General features: G+C 72.1%; 18 protein-coding genes. 10 read left to right on the forward strand and 8 right to left on the reverse strand.

The features are described from left to right. Positions 1–5: 5 nt before the first annotated feature. The gene (locus ACZ69Q_RS40905) at positions 6–815 is read right to left on the reverse strand and encodes an enoyl-CoA hydratase/isomerase family protein (protein WP_471052787.1); all 810 of its coding nucleotides are present in this window, start codon (positions 813–815) and stop codon (positions 6–8) included. 661 nt (positions 816–1,476) lie between these two features. On the opposite strand from ACZ69Q_RS40905, the gene ACZ69Q_RS40910 reads away from it, so the two are divergent. After that, complete coding sequence (locus ACZ69Q_RS40910) at positions 1,477–1,932, forward strand: hypothetical protein (RefSeq protein ID WP_471052790.1); 456 nt, start codon at positions 1,477–1,479, stop codon at positions 1,930–1,932. Between the two features lie 195 nt (positions 1,933–2,127). On the opposite strand, the gene ACZ69Q_RS40915 is transcribed toward ACZ69Q_RS40910, so the two are convergent. After that, complete coding sequence (locus ACZ69Q_RS40915; protein WP_471052793.1) at positions 2,128–3,294, reverse strand: adenylate/guanylate cyclase domain-containing protein; 1,167 nt, start codon at positions 3,292–3,294, stop codon at positions 2,128–2,130. A gap of 149 nt (positions 3,295–3,443) precedes the next feature. Then, entirely contained in the window at positions 3,444–4,304 is an 861-nt protein-coding gene (locus ACZ69Q_RS40920; RefSeq protein WP_471052795.1) for a biotin--[acetyl-CoA-carboxylase] ligase, read from the reverse strand. Between the two features lie 110 nt (positions 4,305–4,414). Here ACZ69Q_RS40920 and ACZ69Q_RS40925 point away from each other — a divergent pair, with 110 nt between their 5' ends. Both ACZ69Q_RS40925 and ACZ69Q_RS40930 read left to right on the forward strand, forming a co-directional pair. Beyond that, positions 4,415–6,037, forward strand: coding sequence for an acyl-CoA carboxylase subunit beta (locus tag ACZ69Q_RS40925; protein ID WP_471052798.1), 1,623 nt, complete (start codon positions 4,415–4,417; stop codon positions 6,035–6,037). 17 nt (positions 6,038–6,054) lie between these two features. Then, positions 6,055–6,264, forward strand: coding sequence for an acyl-CoA carboxylase epsilon subunit (locus ACZ69Q_RS40930; protein ID WP_471052801.1), 210 nt, complete (start codon positions 6,055–6,057; stop codon positions 6,262–6,264). A 76-nt stretch (positions 6,265–6,340) separates the two neighbouring features. Here ACZ69Q_RS40930 and ACZ69Q_RS40935 read toward each other — a convergent pair whose 3' ends face one another. Continuing rightward, on the reverse strand, positions 6,341–7,471 hold the full coding sequence (locus ACZ69Q_RS40935) for an SGNH/GDSL hydrolase family protein (RefSeq protein ID WP_471052804.1): 1,131 nt from the start codon (positions 7,469–7,471) through the stop codon (positions 6,341–6,343). Positions 7,472–7,603: 132 nt separating this feature from the next. On the opposite strand from ACZ69Q_RS40935, the gene mmpB reads away from it, so the two are divergent. Then, positions 7,604–7,732, forward strand: a complete 129-nt coding sequence (gene mmpB / locus ACZ69Q_RS40940; protein WP_093747104.1) for a morphogenic membrane protein MmpB — start codon at positions 7,604–7,606, stop codon at positions 7,730–7,732. A 31-nt stretch (positions 7,733–7,763) separates the two neighbouring features. Further along, complete coding sequence (locus ACZ69Q_RS40945) at positions 7,764–8,384, forward strand: Maf family protein (protein WP_471052806.1); 621 nt, start codon at positions 7,764–7,766, stop codon at positions 8,382–8,384. Here ACZ69Q_RS40945 and ACZ69Q_RS40950 read toward each other — a convergent pair. Continuing rightward, positions 8,353–8,847, reverse strand: coding sequence for a hypothetical protein (locus tag ACZ69Q_RS40950; protein WP_471052810.1), 495 nt, complete (start codon positions 8,845–8,847; stop codon positions 8,353–8,355). The two genes, ACZ69Q_RS40945 and ACZ69Q_RS40950, sit on opposite strands and share 32 nt — an antisense overlap. A 361-nt stretch (positions 8,848–9,208) precedes the next feature. On the opposite strand from ACZ69Q_RS40950, the gene ACZ69Q_RS40955 reads away from it, so the two are divergent. Both ACZ69Q_RS40955 and ACZ69Q_RS40960 read left to right on the forward strand, forming a co-directional pair. After that, positions 9,209–10,981 (forward strand): acetyl/propionyl/methylcrotonyl-CoA carboxylase subunit alpha, encoded by a 1,773-nt coding sequence (locus ACZ69Q_RS40955; RefSeq protein WP_471052812.1) that lies wholly within the window; start codon positions 9,209–9,211, stop codon positions 10,979–10,981. Between the two features lie 177 nt (positions 10,982–11,158). Continuing rightward, on the forward strand, positions 11,159–11,707 hold the full coding sequence (locus ACZ69Q_RS40960) for a TetR/AcrR family transcriptional regulator (protein ID WP_471052871.1): 549 nt from the start codon (positions 11,159–11,161) through the stop codon (positions 11,705–11,707). A 94-nt stretch (positions 11,708–11,801) separates the two neighbouring features. On the opposite strand, the gene ACZ69Q_RS40965 is transcribed toward ACZ69Q_RS40960, so the two are convergent. Together ACZ69Q_RS40965 and ACZ69Q_RS40970 are read right to left on the reverse strand one after the other, a co-directional pair. After that, positions 11,802–12,749, reverse strand: a complete 948-nt coding sequence (locus ACZ69Q_RS40965; RefSeq protein WP_471052815.1) for a DeoR/GlpR family DNA-binding transcription regulator — start codon at positions 12,747–12,749, stop codon at positions 11,802–11,804. Between the two features lie 166 nt (positions 12,750–12,915). Beyond that, on the reverse strand, positions 12,916–14,364 hold the full coding sequence (locus ACZ69Q_RS40970; protein ID WP_471052818.1) for an NAD(P)H-quinone dehydrogenase: 1,449 nt from the start codon (positions 14,362–14,364) through the stop codon (positions 12,916–12,918). A 96-nt stretch (positions 14,365–14,460) separates the two neighbouring features. On the opposite strand from ACZ69Q_RS40970, the gene ACZ69Q_RS40975 reads away from it, so the two are divergent. From ACZ69Q_RS40975 to ACZ69Q_RS40985, 3 genes are all read left to right on the forward strand, one after another. Then, entirely contained in the window at positions 14,461–14,898 is a 438-nt protein-coding gene (locus ACZ69Q_RS40975; RefSeq protein WP_471052821.1) for a gamma-glutamylcyclotransferase family protein, read from the forward strand. A gap of 131 nt (positions 14,899–15,029) precedes the next feature. Then, positions 15,030–15,854 carry a purine-nucleoside phosphorylase gene (locus ACZ69Q_RS40980; RefSeq protein WP_471052824.1) on the forward strand — a complete coding sequence of 275 codons (825 nt, stop codon included), beginning with the start codon at positions 15,030–15,032 and terminating at the stop codon, positions 15,852–15,854. A gap of 578 nt (positions 15,855–16,432) precedes the next feature. Further along, the gene (locus tag ACZ69Q_RS40985; protein ID WP_471052827.1) at positions 16,433–18,064 is read left to right on the forward strand and encodes a phospho-sugar mutase; all 1,632 of its coding nucleotides are present in this window, start codon (positions 16,433–16,435) and stop codon (positions 18,062–18,064) included. A 213-nt stretch (positions 18,065–18,277) separates the two neighbouring features. On the opposite strand, the gene ACZ69Q_RS40990 is transcribed toward ACZ69Q_RS40985, so the two are convergent. Continuing rightward, positions 18,278–20,056, reverse strand: coding sequence for a hypothetical protein (locus ACZ69Q_RS40990; protein ID WP_471052831.1), 1,779 nt, complete (start codon positions 20,054–20,056; stop codon positions 18,278–18,280). Positions 20,057–20,345: the final 289 nt, after the last annotated feature.

Genomic DNA, 20,345 nt, shown 5'->3' on the forward strand with positions numbered 1-20,345 from the left:
CTCCGTCACTCTCCCGGCCACTCGGGCTTCCGCTTCTCGTTGAAGGCCGCCACGCCCTCCGCCCGGTCCCCCGAGAAGGCCGTCGCACGCCACGCCGCGTCCTCGACGTCCAGGCCGGCCCGCAGATCCAGCCCGTGCCCGAGGCGCAGGGCCCGCTTGGCGGCCCGCAGGCCCACCGGCGAGTTCGCGGCCATCCGGGACCCCAGGGCCAGGGCCTCCTCCCGGTCGCGCCCGTCCTCCACGAGCACGTCCACCAGGCCCAGCTCCCGGGCCTCGGCGGCCTCGACCCGGCGCGCCGTGAAGATCAGCTCCGCGGCCCGGGCCGCCCCCACCCGGCGGGGCAGCAACTGCGTGCCGCCGCCGCCCGGGATCACCCCGACGGAGACCTCGGGCAGCCCCACCACGGCCGTGCCGTCGGCCACGATCACATCGCACGACAGCGCCAGCTCGAAGCCGCCGCCGAGCGCGAAGCCGTGCACGGCCGCGATGGTGGGCACCGGGAGCTCCAGGACGCCGGTGTACGCCCCTCGCGCCACCGGCCGCTGGCGGACCAGATCCGCGTCACTGAAGGAGTTCCGCTCCTTCAGGTCCGCCCCGACGCAGAACGCCCGCTCGTGCGTCGAGGTCAGCACCACCACCCGTACGTCACGGTCGGCGCCCAGCGCGGCGCACGCCGTGGCGATCGAGCGGGCCATCTCCGTGGAGACGGCGTTCATGGCCTTGGGCCGGTCGAGGGCGAGCTCGGCGACATGCCCGGCACCTCCGTCGCCGTGCCGCCGCACCAGCACGAACTCCCCGAACCGCTCCTCAGTCATGACGCCCTCCGGTTAACGCGGGTTAACAACACTCGCCCCGATCATCGCAGCCGGACCCCGCCGGGGAAAGGGCCACCACGAGCGGTTCCCGTGTCCAGGTCCGACACCCCGTTCGAGTGACATCCCACCCAACCCCCACCCGACCGCCCATGGCCCCGCATAACGTGCGCGACACCACGGCGCATTGGGGGCGCGAGCGCATGGGAGGGTCGTGATGAGCGTGACGGCGCGAGGTCCAAGAACACGGGAGAAGAGCCGGGCCGCGAAAGCGGCAGCGGAAACGGCCACGGAAGCGGGCACGGAGACCCGCCGGGAAGCGACGGGGACGCCCGCGAGGACGCGAGGTCAAGCGACCGCGTCGCCTGCAGAGACGCGACGGCAAGCGACCGGCACCACTGCAGAGACGCGACGGCAAGCGCAGGGGACCGCCACGGAGGCCCCGCCGCACGCGCAGGAGACCGCCACAGAGGCCCCGCCGCACGCGCAGGAGACCGCCACAGAGGCCCCGCCGCACGCGCAGGAGACCGCTACGGAAGCCCCGCCGCTCGCCGCCGCCCGTCTCTTCGGCCCCCGCGGCCGGCACCGCCGTCCCCGTCCCCGCAAGGTCCTCCTCGCGGCCGGTGGCCTGGCCCTGGCCGCCGGCGCCCTGAGCCTCGTACGCATGACGCCCGACTCCGGCGTCACCGGCCTGGGCGCGACGGAGTCCGACCCCGCCCCGGCCCCCGGTACGGACGCGGAACCGGACCGTTCGACGAACGCCGCCGCCACCCTCCCGACGGCCACCCCGAAGGCAACCCCGTCGGCGACCTCGGCCATGGGCGGCCACGGCACGGCACCGACGGCGGACTCGATCGTCGTACCGACCCCGGCCCCGACCACCACGACCGCACCGCGCGGCCCGGGTGGCGCCCCGACCCCCACAACGCCCGGCACCCAGCCGGGCACGCCGACCCCCGAAGCACCAACGACAACTCCCCGGGCCCCCCGCCCGACCTCACCCGCACCCGAGACGCCCGGCCGACCACCGACAAGCCCCCCGCCCGCCCAGCCCGACGACAACTCCGTCTGCATTCCGATCATCGGCCTGTGCGTGGACCCGCTCCCCGCCGCCGACTGATACGCCCGAACTGCAACGCCCTCAGGGGCGCGGGGCTGTTTCGACATGCGGCTCCGCCCCCGAAAGCTCAACAAGCCCGCGCACTACAACGCCCCCAGGGGCGCGGGGCTGTTTCGATATGCGGCTCCGCCGCGTGGGCGCGACAAGCCACGACGAACCTGCAGCCGACCGACAACCCCCACCCCAACGGCGCTCTCACTCCCCGTCCGCGGAAGCCCTCCGCGTCAAAAGCCAAGGCTCCACGACGCCCAGCCCCCGGACCGGCCGCTGCCACATCGGCTGGAGTGCGAAGCGGTACACCGGCGGCTCCTCGCCCTCCTTCTCGGCGGTGGCCGCGGCCTCCGCCGCATCCGCCTCGGACGCAGGCGCCTCACCCGTTCGGATGAGCTCCTCCGCGAACGCGCTGTCGACGAGGACGGCGTCACGCGGGGCTATCGACGTCAGCCGGGAGGCGAGGTTCACGGTCGTACCGAACACATCGCCCATCCGGGTGGTCACCGTGCCGAAGGCGATGCCGACGCGCAGCTCGGGCATCGTCTCGTCGCCCGCCATGGTCTCGATGAGGCGCAGCGCGATCTCCGCGGCGATCGCGGCATCGTCGGCCGCGTACAGCACCTCGTCGCCGAGCGTCTTGACCAGTCGCCCCCCGCGCGCGGCGACAAGGTCGGCCGCCGTGGTCTCGAAGGCTTCGACGAGCTCGCCGAGTTCCTCCTCCTCCATCCGACGGGTCAGCCGCGTGAAGCCGACCAGGTCGGCGAAGCCCACGGCGAGGCGCCGGTCGACCATCTCCTCGTCGTCGGCGGCCTGGATGACCCGGCCGGCCGAGGCGGCGAGCTGGCGGCGCCAGACGTAGACGAGGAACTCCTCCAGCTCGGGCAGGAGCAGCTCGATGATCGGGTACGTCACCTCGGTGCGCGTCATCCCCGGTTCCGGGGGCTCGGTCAGGCCCTCCAGGAACGAGTCGATCTGCCACTCCGCCAGCCGGGCCGTGGTCTGCCCGGTGGACCGCGCCACCTGCACGGCCATGGCCTCGCTCAGCAGCCCCGCCTCGACGAGACCGGCCAGGCGCCTGAGCGCCAGTACGTCGGCCTCGGTCAGCGCCTTGGCCTGCCCGATGTCGGCGAAGCCCATGGCCCGCCAGAAGCGGGACGCCAGCTCCATGGAGACGCCTGCGCTGCGGGCCGCCTGAAACGGGGTGTAGCGCCGCTCCGCGCCGAGGATGAGCTGCTCCAGACGCAGGGCGAGCGGATCCCCGCCGGGGTCGGCGGGTTGGGGGTCCTCCCGGTCGAGCGGAGTAGAGACTGGGGGAGGGTCCACCCGGCCGTCCGCGCCCGTGCCGGAGCCCGTGTCGTCGACGGTCACGCCTAGCTGCCCTTCCGATCTGCTGCGGTCGGTCATCGACCGGCCTTCACTTTACGGCAGGTGTGCGCCAGCTCACTCCGTAAGAGAAAGCCGACAATGCCGTAGTACCGCTGGTGAGGTGCCCGACGCGGGCGCCGGCCACGCCCACCTCACGCCGGACGCAGATGCACGATGTCTCCCGCCCCCACCGGCTCCTGCACGCCCTCCTCCGTCGCCAGCACGAGCCGACCGTCGCCGTCGATGGCGACCGCTTCCCCGGTGATCGACCGATCGCCGGGCAGCTCGGCCCGCACCACTTTCCCCAGCGTCGCGCACCCGGCCGCGTACGTCTCCTGGAGCCCGCTGACCACCGGGTCCCCCACCGCGGCCCGCCAGCGCCCGTACCACTCCTCCAGCGACCGCAGCACCCCCCGCAGCAGCGGATCCCGGTCCGTGCTCACCGCTCCGGCCAGCGCCAGCGAGGCGGCCTGGGGCACCGGGAGCTCGTCCGCGCGCAGGGTGACGTTGATGCCGACGCCGATGACCACGCCGGCCTCCCCGGCCCGCTCGGCGAGGATGCCGCCGGTCTTGCGTTCCTCGCCGCCGACGGTCACCAGCACGTCGTTCGGCCACTTGAGTGCCGTGTCGACGCCCGCCGCCCGGGACAGCCCCGTCGCGACGGCGACTCCGGTGAGCAGCGGCAGCCAGCCCCAGCGGGTCACCGGGACCTCGGCCGGGTTCAGCAGCACGGAGAAGAACAGCCCGGAGCGGGGCGGTGCCGTCCAGTTGCGGTCCAGGCGTCCCCGGCCGGCCGTCTGCTCCTCGGCGGCCAGGACGGTGCCCTCCTCGGCCTTGCCCGCGGTCGCCAGGTCCACGAGGTCGGTGTTGGTGGAGCCGGTGCGCTCCACCACCTCCACCCGGCGCCACAGGCCGCCCTCCCGCACGAGCCCGCGCCGCAGCGCGGCGGCGTTGAGCGGTGGCCGGTCCAGATCGGACCAACGGCTGTCGTCTGATGCATCTCGCGGCGTCATGCAAGCCACCCTAGGTGTGGTAAACGCCGCACTGCCGATTGGTAGGCACCCCACTACTCTACGGATGAGTAACCGTCCCCCCTTTTGAGCAGGCAGGGAGCCACATCCCGATGTCCGAGCCGGAAGAGCGTCACGAGATCCAAGGGACCCCTGGGATCGACATCCACACCACCGCGGGCAAGCTCGCGGATCTCCAGCGCCGTATCGAGGAAGCGACGCACGCCGGCTCCGCACGCGCCGTCGAAAAGCAGCACGCCAAAGGCAAGTTGACGGCCCGTGAGCGCATCGAGCTCCTCCTCGACGAGGGCTCCTTCGTCGAGCTCGACGAGTTCGCCCGGCACCGCTCCACCAACTTCGGCCTGGAGAAGAACCGCCCGTACGGCGACGGTGTCGTCACCGGGTACGGCACCGTCGACGGCCGTCCGGTGGCCGTCTTCTCGCAGGACTTCACCGTCTTCGGCGGTGCGCTGGGCGAGGTCTACGGCCAGAAGATCGTCAAGGTGATGGACTTCGCGCTGAAGACCGGCTGCCCGGTCATCGGCATCAACGACTCCGGCGGCGCCCGGATCCAGGAGGGCGTCGCCTCCCTCGGCGCCTACGGCGAGATCTTCCGCCGCAACACCCACGCCTCCGGGGTCATCCCGCAGATCTCGCTGGTCGTCGGCCCGTGTGCGGGCGGCGCGGTCTACTCCCCGGCCATCACCGACTTCACGGTCATGGTCGACCAGACCTCGCACATGTTCATCACCGGCCCGGACGTCATCAAGACGGTCACCGGCGAGGACGTCGGCTTCGAGGAGCTGGGCGGCGCCCGCACCCACAACTCGACCTCCGGTGTGGCGCATCACATGGCCGGGGACGAGAAGGACGCCATCGAGTACGTCAAGCAACTGCTGTCGTACCTGCCGTCCAACAACCTCTCCGAGCCCCCGGTGTTCGAGGAGGAGGCGGACCTCTCCCTCACCGACGAGGACCGCGAGCTGGACACGATCGTGCCGGACAGCGCGAACCAGCCGTACGACATGCACACGGTGATCGAACACGTCCTGGACGACGCCGAATTCTTCGAGACGCAGGCGCTGTTCGCGCCGAACATCATCACCGGCTTCGGCCGGGTCGAGGGCCGCCCCGTCGGCATCGTCGCCAACCAGCCGATGCAGTTCGCCGGGTGTCTCGACATCGACGCGTCCGAGAAGGCCGCGCGCTTCGTGCGCACCTGCGACGCCTTCAACGTCCCGGTCCTCACCTTCGTCGACGTCCCCGGCTTCCTGCCGGGTGTCGACCAGGAGCACACCGGCATCATCCGCCGCGGCGCCAAGCTGATCTACGCCTACGCCGAGGCCACGGTCCCGCTCATCACGATCATCACGCGCAAGGCCTTCGGCGGCGCCTACGACGTCATGGGCTCCAAGCACCTGGGCGCCGACATCAACCTCGCCTGGCCGACCGCCCAGATCGCCGTCATGGGAGCCCAGGGCGCGGTCAACATCCTGCACCGGCGGACCATCGCCGAGGCGGAGGCGAACGGTGAGGACCTGGAGGCGGTGCGCGCGCGGCTGATCCGGGAGTACGAGGACGCCCTCCTCAACCCCTACGTCGCGGCCGAGCGCGGCTACATCGACGCGGTGGTCATGCCGTCCGAGACCCGCCGCCATGTAGTCCGCGGCCTGCGTCAGCTACGTACGAAGCGGGAATCCCTGCCTCCGAAGAAGCACGGCAACATCCCCCTCTAGGCCCGCTGGGAGCCGCCATGAACATCAAGGTCCTACGGGGCAACCCGACAGCGGAGGAGCTGGCCGCCGCACTGGCGGTGGTCCGCGCCCGCGCCGCGGCGGAGGCAGCCCTCCCGCCCGGCGCGCCGACCCCCCGCGACTCCTGGGCGGACCCGGCCCGCATCGCGTCGCAACGGCTGCCGCAGCCGGGCCCGACGACGTGGGCCCGCACCTACTGGCCGGGCTAGCCGAAGCGCCCCGCGCGGGGCTGCATCGATGTGCGGCTCCGCCGCGCGGGCGTGACCGGCCGCATCGAACCGGCAGTCACAAACGGCGCGCGGTCTCCTGCGCCATCACCGCGTACCCCGTGTCATTGGGGTGCAGGTGATCGCCGAAGTCATAAGCCGGCCGCAGCCGATCCGGATCCACCGGATCGGCCAGCGCCCGGTTCAGGTCCACCACCGCGTCGTACTCCCCCGAGCACCGGATCCACTCGTTGAGCGCGTGGCTCACCTTGGCCGCGTGCTCGCCCCAGTGGTCCGAGCCCCCGAACGGCAGCAGCGTGCCGCCGATCACCCGCAGCCCGGCCGCCCTGCCCTGCCGTAGCAGCTCCCGGTGCCCGGCGATCAGCTCCTCCGCCTCCACCACCGGTGCCGGTTTGTACGTCGGCTGCTCGTCCGTCTCGCTGAAGCCGATGTCGTTCAGCCCGAGCAGGACGACCAGCGTGTCCACTCCGGGCAGTTCGAGGACATCCCGGCGCAACCGGCTCACGCCCCCGTCGCCGTACCAGGCCGAGTCGTTGAGCAGCAGGTTCCCGCCGATGCCCGCGTTGAGAACGGGCCGCCCCGTGCGCTCGGCGAGCGCGTCCGACCAGCGCCGGTCCGCGCCCACCGTGGAGCCGAACCCGTCCGTGATCGAGTCGCCGAAGAGCGCGACGGCGTCCGAGCGGCCGGCGTCGGTCTCCACCGCCGACAGGAAGTACCAGGACTCGCTCACGGCGTCGAAGCCCTCACCGCCGCCCGCCTGGGACAGGTCGCCCTCGCCCCGGTGGCCGGCCGTGAAGGCCTGGGCGTGGAAGGTCGCGGGCCCGGTGGCGGCCTCGAAGTAGAGCGTGACGGTGACCGACTCCCCGGCGGTGACGGCGAGTGGTACGGCGTCGCTGACGACCTCCCCGCGCGCCGGTATCGCGGCCCCTGCGGCACCCCCGAAGGTGAGCCGCGTCAACGACCCCGGCCGTACGGCCGCCCCTTCTCCCGCATGCCCGACGCTCGCGCCGGCGACCCGGACCGGCGATTCGCCGTACGCGTTGGAGAGCCGCACCCGCACCCGGCCGCCCCCCGCCGAAAGCCGGACGACCTGCCGCAGCGACTGGCGCCAGAAGCCCTCGCGGGACCAGTTGGGCGTGAAGCCCTCACTGGGTCGCTGAGGTGACGCGGTCCAGGAAGCGGTGAACATGACACACCCTCCAAACGGAACGGCAAACGGCACTGAAGTCCCTTTAGTTAATGAAACCGTAGCACCGTTTGGAGAGAAGTTGAGTATGCGTACTCAGGCGCCGCCCCTGATCCCCGACCGACGATGGAAGGCATGCTGTGGTCCGACCCCGAGAACGAGCCGCCCAAGGAACTGCGTGACATGCAGGAGATGTTGCGGCGGCTGGGCGTTCTCATGGCGCTGGCCATGGTGCTCACGATGATCGTGCTCGGGCTGAGGTGAGTCCTGCCGGGCCCGCCGATACGCTGACGGCATGACTGATCAGCCCCGCCGCCGGCTCATCCTCGCCTCCCAGTCCCCCGCCCGCCTCAACCTGCTCCGCCAGGCAGGGCTGACCCCCGAGGTCATCGTGAGCGGCGTCGACGAGGACGCCGTCAGCGCGCCCACCCCCGCCGAGCTCGCGCTGGCCCTGGCCGAGGCGAAGGCCTCGGTCGTCGCGGCACGTCCCGAGGTCAAGGGCGCGATCGTGATCGGCTGCGACTCGGTCCTCGACCTGGACGGCCAGGCCCTGGGCAAGCCGGCCGACGCCGAGGAGGCGACGGCCCGCTGGAAGTCGATGCGCGGGCGGGCGGGCACGCTCCAGACCGGCCACTGCGTCTACGACACGGTCAGCGGCCGGTACACCTCCGCCACCGCCTCCACGGTCGTCCGCTTCGGCGAGCCGACCGACGAGGAGATCGCCGCGTACGTCGCCTCAGGCGAACCCCTCTACGTCGCCGGGGCGTTCACCCTGGACGGCCGCTCGGCCCCGTTCATCGACGGCATCGACGGCGACCACGGCAATGTGATCGGCATCAGCCTGCCGCTGGTGCGCCGGCTGCTGGCCCAACTGGGCATCGGCATCACGGAGTTGTGGGCGCCGGCGGAGGACTGATCGGGGAGCCCTCGGCCGGGGAGCCGCCCTTGCCTCCGTCGGGAGCCGCGTCGGCGGGCTCCTCCGGCGCGCTCTGGCCGTCGTAGGTCATGAGCAGCAGCACTATCAGGCCGAGGACGACCATCATGAACAGGAACGCCGTCCAGCCCACCAGGCCCCAGGCGAACGCGCCCAGCAGACCGTGCACCACGGCCGCGCTGATCAGCAGGATGCGTCCGAGGCCGGCCGGGGCGCGGTCGCGCAGCGCCACGAGCAGGGCGACCAGTCCGCACAGCGCGAAGTAGCCGCCGAAGACGAGTCCGCCGATCTTCGAGGACAGCGACATCACGTCAGGATCCAGACCGGCCAGGGACATGTCCTGCCGGTCGACGACGACGCCGAGGAACCAGTTCAACCCGGCGATCCCGAGCGCCTCGACGAAGAGCACGACCGCCACCAACCACGCCACCGGCCTGCGGACCACCGGTCCCCACCCACTTCCGAGCCGTTCGGTTACCCCAAGTACGTTCGAGACATCGCGAACGCTACTAACGGGTAAACCCCGGGACAAGGGTTCGGGAGATGGCAAAGATGCATTGGGCCATTCGTAGGGATTCCACAAAGAAACCGAGTGGCCCGCAGCACGTGATGACAGAGACCTTGACCACAGGGGAGAGCTAGGGTTTTCCGGGAGAGACCTGCGTACCGTGGCGCGACAAGGGATTTCGCAGGTCGGGCGAGCCTGGAATCACGCTCCGTGTGGGCAAGCTCACCACTGGGGACGGGTCGAAGTGTCGTGTCGGCAGTCCCTAAACTCGGCTTGTTTCAAGGAGGGAGCCTCAATCGTGCGCAAGGTGCTCATCGCCAACCGTGGCGAAATCGCTGTCCGCGTGGCCCGGGCCTGCCGGGATGCCGGGATCGCGAGCGTGGCCGTCTACGCGGATCCGGACCGCGACGCTCTGCATGTCCGCGCCGCGGATGAGGCGTTCGCTCTGGGCGGTGACACCCCGGCCACCAGTTACCTGGACATCGACAAGGTCCTGACGGCCGCACGCGAGTCCGGCGCGGACGCGATCCACCCCGGCTACGGCTTCCTGTCGGAGAACGCCGACTTCGCCCAGGCCGTCCTGGACGCGGGCCTGATCTGGATCGGCCCGCCCCCGCAGGCCATCCGCGACCTCGGCGACAAGGTCGCCGCCCGGCACATCGCCCAGCGCGCCGGCGCCCCGCTGGTCGCCGGCACCCCCGACCCCGTCTCCGGGGCGGAAGAAGTCGTCGCGTTCGCCCAGACCCACGGCCTGCCGATCGCGATCAAGGCCGCGTTCGGCGGCGGCGGCCGCGGCCTGAAGGTCGCCCGCACCCTCGAAGAGGTGCCGGAGCTGTATGAGTCCGCGGTGCGCGAAGCCGTCGCCGCGTTCGGCCGGGGCGAGTGCTTCGTCGAGCGCTACCTCGACAAGCCCCGCCACGTGGAGACGCAGTGCCTGGCCGACACCCACGGCAACGTCGTGGTGGTCTCCACCCGGGACTGCTCGCTGCAGCGCCGCCACCAGAAGCTGGTGGAGGAGGCCCCGGCACCGTTCCTGTCCGACGCGCAGGTCGCGGAGCTGTACTCCTCCTCGAAGGCGATCCTGAAGGAGGCCGGCTACGTCGGCGCCGGCACGGTGGAGTTCCTCGTCGGCGCGGACGGCACGATCTCCTTCCTGGAGGTCAACACCCGTCTGCAGGTCGAGCACCCGGTCACCGAGGAAGTCGCCGGCATCGACCTGGTCCGCGAGATGTTCCGCATCGCCGACGGCGAGGCCCTGGGCTACGACGACCCGGAGCTGCGCGGGCACTCCTTCGAGTTCCGTATCAACGGCGAGGACCCGGGCCGCAACTTCCTGCCCGCCCCCGGCACCGTCACCGCCTTCGCCCCACCGTCCGGTCCGGGTGTCCGCCTGGACGCGGGCGTGGAATCGGGCAGTGTGATCGGCCCGGCGTGGGACTCGCTGCTGGCGAAGCTGATCGTCACCGGCGCCACCCGCGAACAGGCACTCCAGCGCGCGTCCCGCGCCCTGGAAGAGTTCCAGGTCGAGGGCATGGCCACCGCCATCCCCTTCCACCGCGCGGTCGTCAAGGACCCGGCATTCGCACCGGAACTGACCGGCTCCGCCGACCCGTTCACGGTCCACACCCGGTGGATCGAGACCGAGTTCGTCAACGAGATCAAGCCCTTCGCCGCCCCCGCCGACACCGACGCGGAAGAGGACACCGGCCGTGAGACCGTCGTGGTCGAGGTCGGCGGCAAGCGCCTGGAGGTCTCCCTGCCGGCCTCCCTCGGCATGACCCTGGCCCGCACCGGCCTCGCCGCCGGCGCCAAGCCCAAGCGCCGCGCCGCGAAGAAGTCCGGCCCCGTCGCCTCCGGCGACACCCTCGCCTCCCCGATGCAGGGCACCATCGTCAAGGTCGCCGTCGAGGAAGGCCAGGAGGTCCAGGAAGGCGACCTGGTCGTCGTCCTGGAGGCCATGAAGATGGAACAGCCGCTCAACGCGCACAAGTCCGGCACCATCAAGGGCCTGTCCGCCGAGGTCGGCGCCTCCCTCACCTCCGGCGCCGCGATCTGCGAGATCAAGGACTGACGCATACGGCAGTCGAGGCGCCCGGTGGACTGGAGCAGACAGTCCACCGGGCGCCTCGTTTTATGCTCGGTGGCATTCTGGAGGCACACCGGGCGAGCGAGAGGGCAGGTGAGAGCGATGTTTGGCGCGACGCCGAGCGAGACCGCGGGGAGCGGCAGCGCGGCACCACCACGCGCGATGCGCGCCGACGCCCGCCGCAATCACGAGCGCCTGCTCACCGAGGCCCGCTCCGCCTTCGCCCAGCACGGCACGGACGCGTCCCTGGAGGACGTGGCGCGTAGGGCCGGCGTGGGCATCGGCACCCTCTACCGTCATTTCCCCAACCGCGACGCCCTGTTGAGCGCCGTCTTCGAGGACGCGGCCGGAGATCTGCTGGCCCGTTCCCGGGAACTCCTGCGCTCTCCGGAGCCGTGCACGGCACTGGTGACATGGCTGCGCGAGATGGTCAGGCACGCGGGCGAGTACCGCGGCCTGGCCCACGCCCTGATGTCCGTCTCCGACGGCGACTCATCTGCTCTGGCCCGGTGCAGCGGCCCCATCCGGGAGGCGGGCGGCGCGCTGCTGGCGCGGGCTCAGGAGTCGGGTGCCGTCAGGCCGGACGCGTCGATCGGCGACCTGCTCCAACTGACCCACGCGATCGCGCTGGCGGCGGAGGAGACACCGGATGACCCTGAACTGGCGGACAGGTTGCTACACCTGACGCTGCGCGGCCTGAAGCACCCTTGAGCGGGCCGGCCCAGGGGCGCGGGGAACTGCGCGACCAGCCACAACGCAGCCGCACCCGCGCGTCGACACGAGGCCCTACGGCGAACAGGCGGCCCTAGCGCCGCCGCAGATCCGCAACGCGCGCCCGCTCCCGCTCGGCCCCCTGCTCCCCTAGCACCGGGGCGGTCCTCAGTCCCGAACCGGCGGCCGGCACCTGCCCCCGCCGCGGTCCCGGCAGAGCTCGCCGCCGCGCCGGGACCTCGTCACCCCCCGACGCCCCGCTCGCCCCGGCCACGGCGATCTGCACCCCCTGATCGGCAAGGGCCTGCAACTCGGTGTGTGCGCGGTCGTCATGGGCGGGCGGTTCGTCGGTGACGAGCCGCGTGATGAGGTCCGTGGGCACGGTCTGGAACATCGTGTCCGTGCCGAGCTTGGTGTGATCGGCGAGGACGACGACCTCCGCGGCCGCCTGGACGAGCGCCCGGTCGACGGACGCCGAGAGCATGTTGGACGTGGACAGCCCGCGTTCGGCGGTCAGACCACTGCCGGAGAGGAAGGCGCGCGACACCCGCAGCCCTTGCAGGGACTGCTCGGCGCCGCTGCCGACGAGGGCGTAGTTGGAGCCGCGGAGGGTGCCGCCGGTCATGACGACCTCGACCCGGTTGGCATGGGCCAACGCCTGCGCCACCAGGAGGGAGTTGGTGACGACGGTCAGTCCGGGCACCCGTGCGAGCCGGCGGGCCAGCTCCTGTGTGGTGGTCCCCGCCCCGACGACGATCGCCTCGCCCTCTTCCACGAAATTCGCGGCGAGGTCGGCGATGGCCGTCTTCTCGGCGGTCGCGAGATGAGACTTCTGCGGAAAGCCGGACTCCCGCGTGAACCCGCCCGGCAATACCGCACCGCCGTGCCGGCGGTCGAGGAGTCCTTCTGCCTCCAGTGCGCGCACGTCCCGCCGTACGGTCACTTCGGAGGTCTGGACGACGCGGGCGAGCTCACGGAGCGACACGGCCCCGTTCGCTCGCACCATTTCGAGGATCAATTGGCGACGTTCTGCAGCGAACACGAAACTGACAGTAACCCCAACGACCGTCTGGTTTCAGCAGTTTGCGCCGAATAACAGAAGTTGTTCGCACGCAGGGGCGAGAAGTGGTATAGGGCCTAGTCGCGCCGCCTATGCCGTACGCATGCTCGACAACTCGCTGTGACCAGCGGGGAGTCGGTTTCGGCCGTCAGAGTTCGCCGCCGGACTTGCGCGTGTGGAGCTGCCGTGCGACCTCGGCGATCGAGCCCGAAAGGGAGGGGTACACGGTGAAGGCGTTCGCGATCTGTTCGACCGTCAGATTGTTGTCGACCGCGATCGAGATCGGGTGGATCAGTTCCGAGGCGCGCGGGGAGACGACCACACCGCCGACCACGATGCCCGTGCCGGGCCGGCAGAAGATCTTGACGAAGCCGTCCCGGATGCCCTGCATCTTCGCGCGCGGGTTGCGCAGCAGCGGCAGCTTGACGACCCGGGCGTCGATCTTGCCCGCGTCCACGTCCGCCTGGGAGTAGCCGACGGTGGCGATCTCGGGGTCGGTGAACACATTCGACGACACGGTCTTCAGGTTCAGCGGGGCCACCGCGTCGCCCAGGAAGTGGTACATGGCGATACGTCCCTGCATGGCGGCGACGGACGCAAGCGCGAACACACCGGTCACGTCACCGGCGGCGTACACACCCGGCGCGGTCGTCCTGGACACCTTGTCGGTCCAGATGTGCCCGGACTCGCGCAGCTTGACGCCGGCCTCCTCCAGGCCCATGCCCTCGCTGTTCGGGATGGCGCCGACGGCCATGAGGCAGTGGCTGCCGCTGATGACGCGCCCGTCGGCGAGGGTGACCTCGACCCGGTCGCCGACCCGCTTGGCGGCGGCGGCACGCGAGCGCGCCATGACGTTCATGCCACGACGCCGGAAGACGTCCTCCAGGACGGCGGCGGCGTCCGGGTCCTCGCCCGGCAGCACACGGTCCCGGGACGACACGAGAGTGACCCGCGACCCGAGCGCCTGGTAGGCACCGGCGAACTCGGCGCCGGTGACACCCGACCCGACCACGATGAGCTCCTCGGGCAGCTCGTTGAGGTCGTAGACCTGGGTCCAGTTCAGGATGCGCTCGCCGTCGGGCTGGGCGTCGGGCAGCTCGCGCGGGTGACCGCCGGTGGCGATCAGGACGGCGTCGGCGGTGAGGGTCTCCTCGGTGCCGTCGGCGGCGCGGACCACGACCTTGCGGGACCCGTCGAGGCCCTGCATGCCCTCAAGTCGCCCGCGGCCGCGCATGACACGGGCGCCGGCACGCGTGACAGAGGCGGTGATGTCGTGCGACTGGGCGAGCGCGAGCCGCTTCACACGCCGGTTGACCTTGCCCAGATCGACGCCCACCACGCGGGCGGGCGTGTCGATGTGCGGCGTGTCGTCGGCGACGATGATCCCCAGCTCCTCGTAGGAGGAGTCGAAGGTGGTCATCACCTCGGCCGTGGCGATCAGAGTCTTCGACGGCACGCAGTCGGTGAGCACCGACGCCCCGCCCAGACCGTCGCAGTCGACGACGGTCACCTCCGCGCCGAGTTGAGCGGCGACCAGCGCCGCTTCGTATCCGCCGGGTCCGCCACCGATGATCACGATCCGAGTCACGTACCCCATTGTCCCGCACGCCTCACCGTGGTACCGCCTGGGGCCCCGCCCGAGACACCACCGTTACGGGAGGGGCACACGACGCACCTGCCGTACCCTCTCCCCATGTCGCTCTATGCCGCGTACGCCGGCAATCTCGACGCGCGGCTGATGACCCGCCGCGCCCCGCACTCGCCGCTGCGTGCCACCGGCTGGCTGAACGGCTGGCGGATGACGTTCGGGGGCGAGCAGCTCGGCTGGGAGGGCGCGCTGGCCACGCTCGTCGAGGATCCCGTGGAGCAGGTCTTCGTCGCGCTTTACGACATCGCGCCGATGGACGAGGAGTCCCTGGACCGCTGGGAGGGCGTGGGGCTCGGGATATACCGCCGTCTCAGGGTCCGGGTGCACACGCTGGAGGGCGAGGAGATGGCCTGGGCGTACGTCCTGAACGCCTACGAGGGCGGGCTGCCGTCGGCCCGCTACCTGGGCGAGATCGCGGACGCCGCGGAGTCGGCCGGGGCGCCCCACGACTACGTGATGGAGCTGCGCAAACGCCCCTGCTGAAGCTCACCGGCCTCACCCATCCCTCCAGTCCCCGCGTTCACAGGTTTCGTTGGAAACGACAAGACAACGATCGCCATCCCGTGAGCTCTGTCATCTACGCGCGTAGGCCCAAACCGGCTACCCTCAGTCGCGTGAACGCATCTCTTCTTCCGGACGACATCCAGGGCGACCCCCACGCCGCCGCCGACGCCGCCGCCGCGCGCCTGCGCGAACTCACCGGCGCCGAGACCCACGACGTCGCCCTCGTGATGGGCTCCGGCTGGGCTCCGGCCGTGGACGCCCTCGGCGCACCCGAGGCCGAGTTCCAGGTCACCGAGCTGCCCGGGTTCCCCCCGCCGGCGGTGGAAGGGCACGGCGGCAAGGTCCGCTCCTACCGGATCGGCAACAAGCGCGCCCTGGTGTTCCTCGGCCGCACCCACTACTACGAGGGCCGTGGGGTGGCCGCCGTGGCGCACGGCGTCCGCACCGCCGTGGCGGCCGGCTGCAAGACGGTCGTCCTCACCAACGGCTGCGGCGGCCTGCGCGAGGGCATGCGCCCCGGCCAGCCGGTCCTGATCAGCGACCACATCAACCTGACGGCCACGTCGCCCATCATCGGCGCCAACTTCGTCGACCTCACCGACCTCTACTCCCCCCGCCTGCGCGCCCTCTGCAAGGAGATCGACGCCACGCTGGAGGAGGGTGTCTACGCCCAGTTCCCCGGCCCGCACTACGAGACGCCGGCCGAGATCCGCATGGCCCGCGTGATCGGTGCGGACCTGGTGGGCATGTCGACGGTCCTGGAGGCCATCGCCGCGCGTGAGGCGGGCGCGGAGGTGCTGGGCATCTCCCTGGTCACCAACCTCGCCGCGGGCATGACGGGCGAGCCCCTCAACCACGAGGAGGTTCTCCAGGCGGGCCGCGACTCGGCGACGCAGATGGGTTCCCTGCTCGCGCAGGTACTCGGCCGACTCTGAGCGCCGCCCGCCATCGGGGTTGCCACGTCCGGCCGCAGGGCGCCTGCGGGTCCGTAGCGGCTGGTCGCGCAGTTCCCCGCGCCCCTAGGGGGTTGCAGTCGCCCCCGCCGAAAGCCGGACGGACACGCACCCGCCCACGGCCGGAAGGGCATGGACTGGGGTGTGTCCGCCCCACAAGCTGTACGGACGCACAGCCGCGACGGGGCCCGATGGACGGACACGCACCCGCGCACGACCGCAAGGGGCCGGAGTCGGGGGTGTCCGCCCCGCAAGATGGACGGACACGCGGCCGCCCACGGCCGCAAGGCGACGGGTCCGATGGACGGACGCGCGGCCGCCCACGGCGGGAAGGGGACGGGGTGGGGGGTGTCCGCCCGCAGCGGCCGGCGTCCGATGCCCCCGCACCACCCAAGACACAGAGCCGCCGGACCGAGGACGGACACCCCCCACCCCGGCCCCGACCCACAACGCGCCGCAGGCGCTACGCACACCCCCACCGACCCCGCACAGGCGCCGCAGGCATCAACACGCACCCCCACACCGCCGCACCCTCACCGACAACGAGAGGCTGACCCGACGTGCACGACGACCTCATCGCCCGGGCCAAGGCATGGCTCGCCGAGGACCCCGACCCGGAGACCCGCGACGAGCTCGCGAAGCTCATCGACGCGGCGGACGTCACCGAGCTCGCCGCCCGCTTCAGCGGCACCCTCCAATTCGGCACCGCGGGCCTGCGCGGCGAACTCGGCGCCGGCCCCATGCGTATGAACCGCACGGTCGTCATCCGCGCCGCCGCCGGTCTCGCCGCGTACCTCAAGAAGCAGGGCCACACCGACGGCCTGGTCGTCATCGGCTACGACGCCCGCCACAAGTCGGAGGACTTCGCCCGCGACACGGCCGCCGTCATGACCGGCGCGGGCCTGCGCGCAGCCGTACTCCCGCGCCCCCTCCCCACCCCGGTCCTCGCGTACGCGATAAGGCACCTCGGCGCCGCCGCCGGCGTAGAGGTCACCGCCAGCCACAACCCGCCCCGCGACAACGGCTACAAGGTCTACCTCGGCGACGGCTCCCAGATCGTCCCGCCCGCCGACGCGGACATCGCCGCCGAGATCGACGCCGTACGGTCCCTGCACGACGTCCCCCGCCCCGAGTCCGGCTGGGAAACCCTCGGCGACACCGTCCTCGACGCCTACCTCGCCCGCACGGACGAGGTCCTCGCTGCCGACTCCCCCCGCACCGCCCGCACGGTCTACACGGCCATGCACGGCGTAGGAAAGGACGTCCTCCTCGCCGCCTTCGAGCGCGCCGGCTTCCCCGCCCCCGCCCTCGTCGCCGAGCAGGCCGACCCCGACCCGGACTTCCCCACCGTCGCCTTCCCCAACCCGGAAGAGCCCGGCGCGATGGACCTGGCCTTCGCGAAGGCCCGCGAGACGGCCCCGGACCTCGTCATCGCCAACGACCCCGACGCCGACCGCTGCGCCGTGGCCGTCAAGGAGAACGACGAGTGGCGCATGCTGCGCGGCGACGAGGTGGGCGCCCTGCTCGCCGCACACCTGGTCAACCGCGGAGCGCGCGGCACGTTCGCCGAGTCGATCGTCTCCTCCTCCCTGCTCGGCCGGATCGCCGAGAAGGCGGGACTGCCGTACGAGGAGACCCTCACCGGCTTCAAGTGGATCGCCCGGGTCGACGGCCTGCGCTACGGCTACGAGGAGGCCCTCGGCTACTGCGTCGACCCCGAGGGGGTACGCGACAAGGACGGCATCACGGCCGCCCTGCTGATCACCGAGCTCGCCTCCGTCCTCAAGTCCGAGGGCCGCACACTGCTCGACCTCCTGGACGACCTCGCCGTGGAGCACGGCCTGCACGCCACGGACCAGCTCTCGGTCCGTGTGCAGGACCTGTCGGTCATCGCGGACGCCATGCGCCGACTGCGCGAGCAGCCGCCGACGGAGCTGGCCGGCCTGGCCATCACCCGGGCCGAGGACCTCACCCAGGGCACCGAGACGCTCCCGCCCACCGACGGTCTGCGCTACACCCTCGAAGGCGCCCGCGTCATCGTCCGCCCCAGCGGCACCGAGCCCAAGCTGAAGTGCTACCTGGAGGTAGTCGTCCCGGTGGCGAAGCACGCCGACCTCCCGGCCGCCCGCACCGAGGCGGCGGGCCTGCTGGCGACGATCAAGCGGGACCTCTCAACGGCGGCCGGCATCTGAGCCGTACGCCGACTCCCTGATCGTTCCCGAAAGGGTGCCCCCACACGGAGGCACCCTTTCGGACGTTTTCCCCCCGGTTGACCCGCACTCCACGCCCCGCCCGGGCCCGCCTTGGGGGCACCGCCACGCACAGCGGTCAGGCCGGAGCGGCGGAGCCCGGCACAGCCGGCGGCGAAGCCCCGCACAGCCGGCGGCGGCGCCACACACAGCGGTTCAGGCCCAGAGGAGCAGTGCCGTCCACCCCAGCGCGACGAGCACCGCGAGCGGCCACAGCGCGCGTCCGCGGCGCCGCTCGTCGGCCAGGCCGGTCGGCCGTACGGCGGGGTCCCGCCACATCGCCGTGATCTCGCGGGCCACTCGGTCGTAGGGGTGGACGAGACCGGCCTTCCGCTCCAGCCACCGCCAGCGCAGCGTGTCCACCGACCAGTCGCCGAAGGCGCTCCGACGACTGTCGATCTTCAGCTCGGGCCCCTTGCACTGGACGATCCGCAACTCGTCCCAGGCGATCCGCCGGTGCCCGCGCAGCCCGTTGAACCACAGCCCCTCACGGTCGGCCGTGACACGCCAGGCGAGCTGACGCGGCACGAGCAGGGCCCCGGCCACTCCCAGCAGCCCGCCGAGGACGTACCGCCACAGCCCGCTCTCGTCCACGAAGAGGATCCCTGTCCATACGGCCGCCAGCGCCGCCGACAGCCAGTCGGGCCACCCGGCCCGCCACCGCCGCACCTCCACGGCCCCCTGCCCGCGCAGCCGCCCGGCGACGTCCTCGACGGCGGCCCGCCGCCGCTCCTCGTCCGTCACCGCACGCTTCTCCCCAGCGAGCCGACGCCGTACGGCCCCCTCGGAGAGCGGCCGCACGGGCCCGGTGGAGCGCTCCACGACGGGGACGACCTGTGCGGCCTGCCGGCCCGCAACGACCTGCACGAGGGCCACGGCCTGCGCCTCGCCAAGCGGCTGGGCATCCGCTTCGGCATCCGCTTCGGCCGCATCCGCCTCCTCGGGGGCGCTGACCAGCAGGATCTCGGCACCGTCGTAGGGCAGGCCGTAGAGAACGGCTTCCCGCAGCGGGCCGGGCTCACCGACGTCGATCCGGTTCAGGATCTCCTGGATCTCCTGGTCGTCGGCGTCGCCGTCATCGTCGTCCTCGTCATCCTCGTCGTCCGCGCCTTCGGCGCCTTCGTCGTCCTCGTCGTCGATCTCCGACGTGGCGACGACGAACAGCGGCCGCAGTGCCGTCAGGTCGTCGGCGGCGTACACCTCGGTGTCCAGGTCGGCGTTCTCCCGCATCAGCACCCGCAGCACGGGCACGGGCGCCCGCCGCAGCGCGGCGGCACGCCACCGGCCCAGGGCGGCGGACAGCAGCACGGTCACGCCGAGTCCGACGACGAACCAGCCGACGGCCGGGGCGGTCTCCCGGTCCTCGGCGAGCCCCCAGTCCCCGGCGGTGGCGACCAGCACGACGCCGAGCACGAGCGGGACGACCGCGACCCAGGCGAGGAACGACCCGCGCCGGAGCGGGGCACCGCCGTCCGGCAGGACCGCGGTCACGCCCCCGGCGGCATCCCCGGCCGCCTCCCGCTGCCGACTCCTCGCGGCGAGCCGCGGCATGGCGGCCGCCCAGCACACCGCGAGGGCGGCCGCGACGGTCACGCCGACCGCCCACGGCAGGGTGGACCAGCGCAGCAGCACGACCCCGAGGAGGACGGGCGCCGACACCCGTACGGCCTCGGGGCGCACCACGGCCCAGACGACCTGGAGGGCGAGACACGCGGCCGCCCACCCCGGCAGCCCGGCGAACAGCGCCAGCCCGCCGGCGAGCGCACCGGCCACGAGGACGACGGCCGCGACGACGGAGTTGCGCACGCGCACCGGGAGCCAGCGCGGCGGCAGGGCACCGATCCAGCGCCGGGCCTGTTCACCGTCCCAGGGAAGGCAGCCGTCGGGCAGGGCGGAGGCGGGCAGCGGCAGGGGCTGCCGGATGTTCGTACTCATCGCTTCCCAGACACTCGGACCACACAGGTGGTTGCGGTCCTCGGCTCCGTATCGGATGGGAGTGACGGCCGTCGTGGCCGAGGTGGAGCCGATCATGACGCATGAGGCTGTGAACTGGACAGGGCTACGGCTGAGCACCGGCCCAGCGGGCGCATGCTCAGCACTGCCCCAGCAGGCCCGTGCTCAGCATTGCCCCAGCAGGCGCACGCTCAACACCGACCCAGCGAGTGCGTGCTCAACACCGACCCAGCGGGCGCGTACTCGACACCCGCCCCAGCGGGCCCATGCC

It is taken from the genome of Streptomyces sp. NPDC036764, assembly GCF_055609385.1.

Coding starts and splice junctions, on each gene's coding strand:
- ACZ69Q_RS40960 (WP_471052871.1), top strand. CDS start 11,159: ATGCGCGCCGACGCCCGCCGCAATCACGAGCGCCTGCTCACCGAGGCC.
- ACZ69Q_RS40990 (WP_471052831.1), bottom strand. CDS start 20,056: ATGAGTACGAACATCCGGCAGCCCCTGCCGCTGCCCGCCTCCGCCCTG.
- ACZ69Q_RS40945 (WP_471052806.1), top strand. CDS start 7,764: ATGACTGATCAGCCCCGCCGCCGGCTCATCCTCGCCTCCCAGTCCCCC.
- ACZ69Q_RS40905 (WP_471052787.1), bottom strand. CDS start 815: ATGACTGAGGAGCGGTTCGGGGAGTTCGTGCTGGTGCGGCGGCACGGC.
- ACZ69Q_RS40935 (WP_471052804.1), bottom strand. CDS start 7,471: ATGTTCACCGCTTCCTGGACCGCGTCACCTCAGCGACCCAGTGAGGGC.
- ACZ69Q_RS40920 (WP_471052795.1), bottom strand. CDS start 4,304: ATGACGCCGCGAGATGCATCAGACGACAGCCGTTGGTCCGATCTGGAC.
- ACZ69Q_RS40970 (WP_471052818.1), bottom strand. CDS start 14,364: ATGGGGTACGTGACTCGGATCGTGATCATCGGTGGCGGACCCGGCGGA.
- ACZ69Q_RS40910 (WP_471052790.1), top strand. CDS start 1,477: ATGACGCCCGACTCCGGCGTCACCGGCCTGGGCGCGACGGAGTCCGAC.
- ACZ69Q_RS40975 (WP_471052821.1), top strand. CDS start 14,461: ATGTCGCTCTATGCCGCGTACGCCGGCAATCTCGACGCGCGGCTGATG.
- mmpB (WP_093747104.1), top strand. CDS start 7,604: ATGCTGTGGTCCGACCCCGAGAACGAGCCGCCCAAGGAACTGCGTGAC.
- ACZ69Q_RS40930 (WP_471052801.1), top strand. CDS start 6,055: ATGAACATCAAGGTCCTACGGGGCAACCCGACAGCGGAGGAGCTGGCC.
- ACZ69Q_RS40925 (WP_471052798.1), top strand. CDS start 4,415: ATGTCCGAGCCGGAAGAGCGTCACGAGATCCAAGGGACCCCTGGGATC.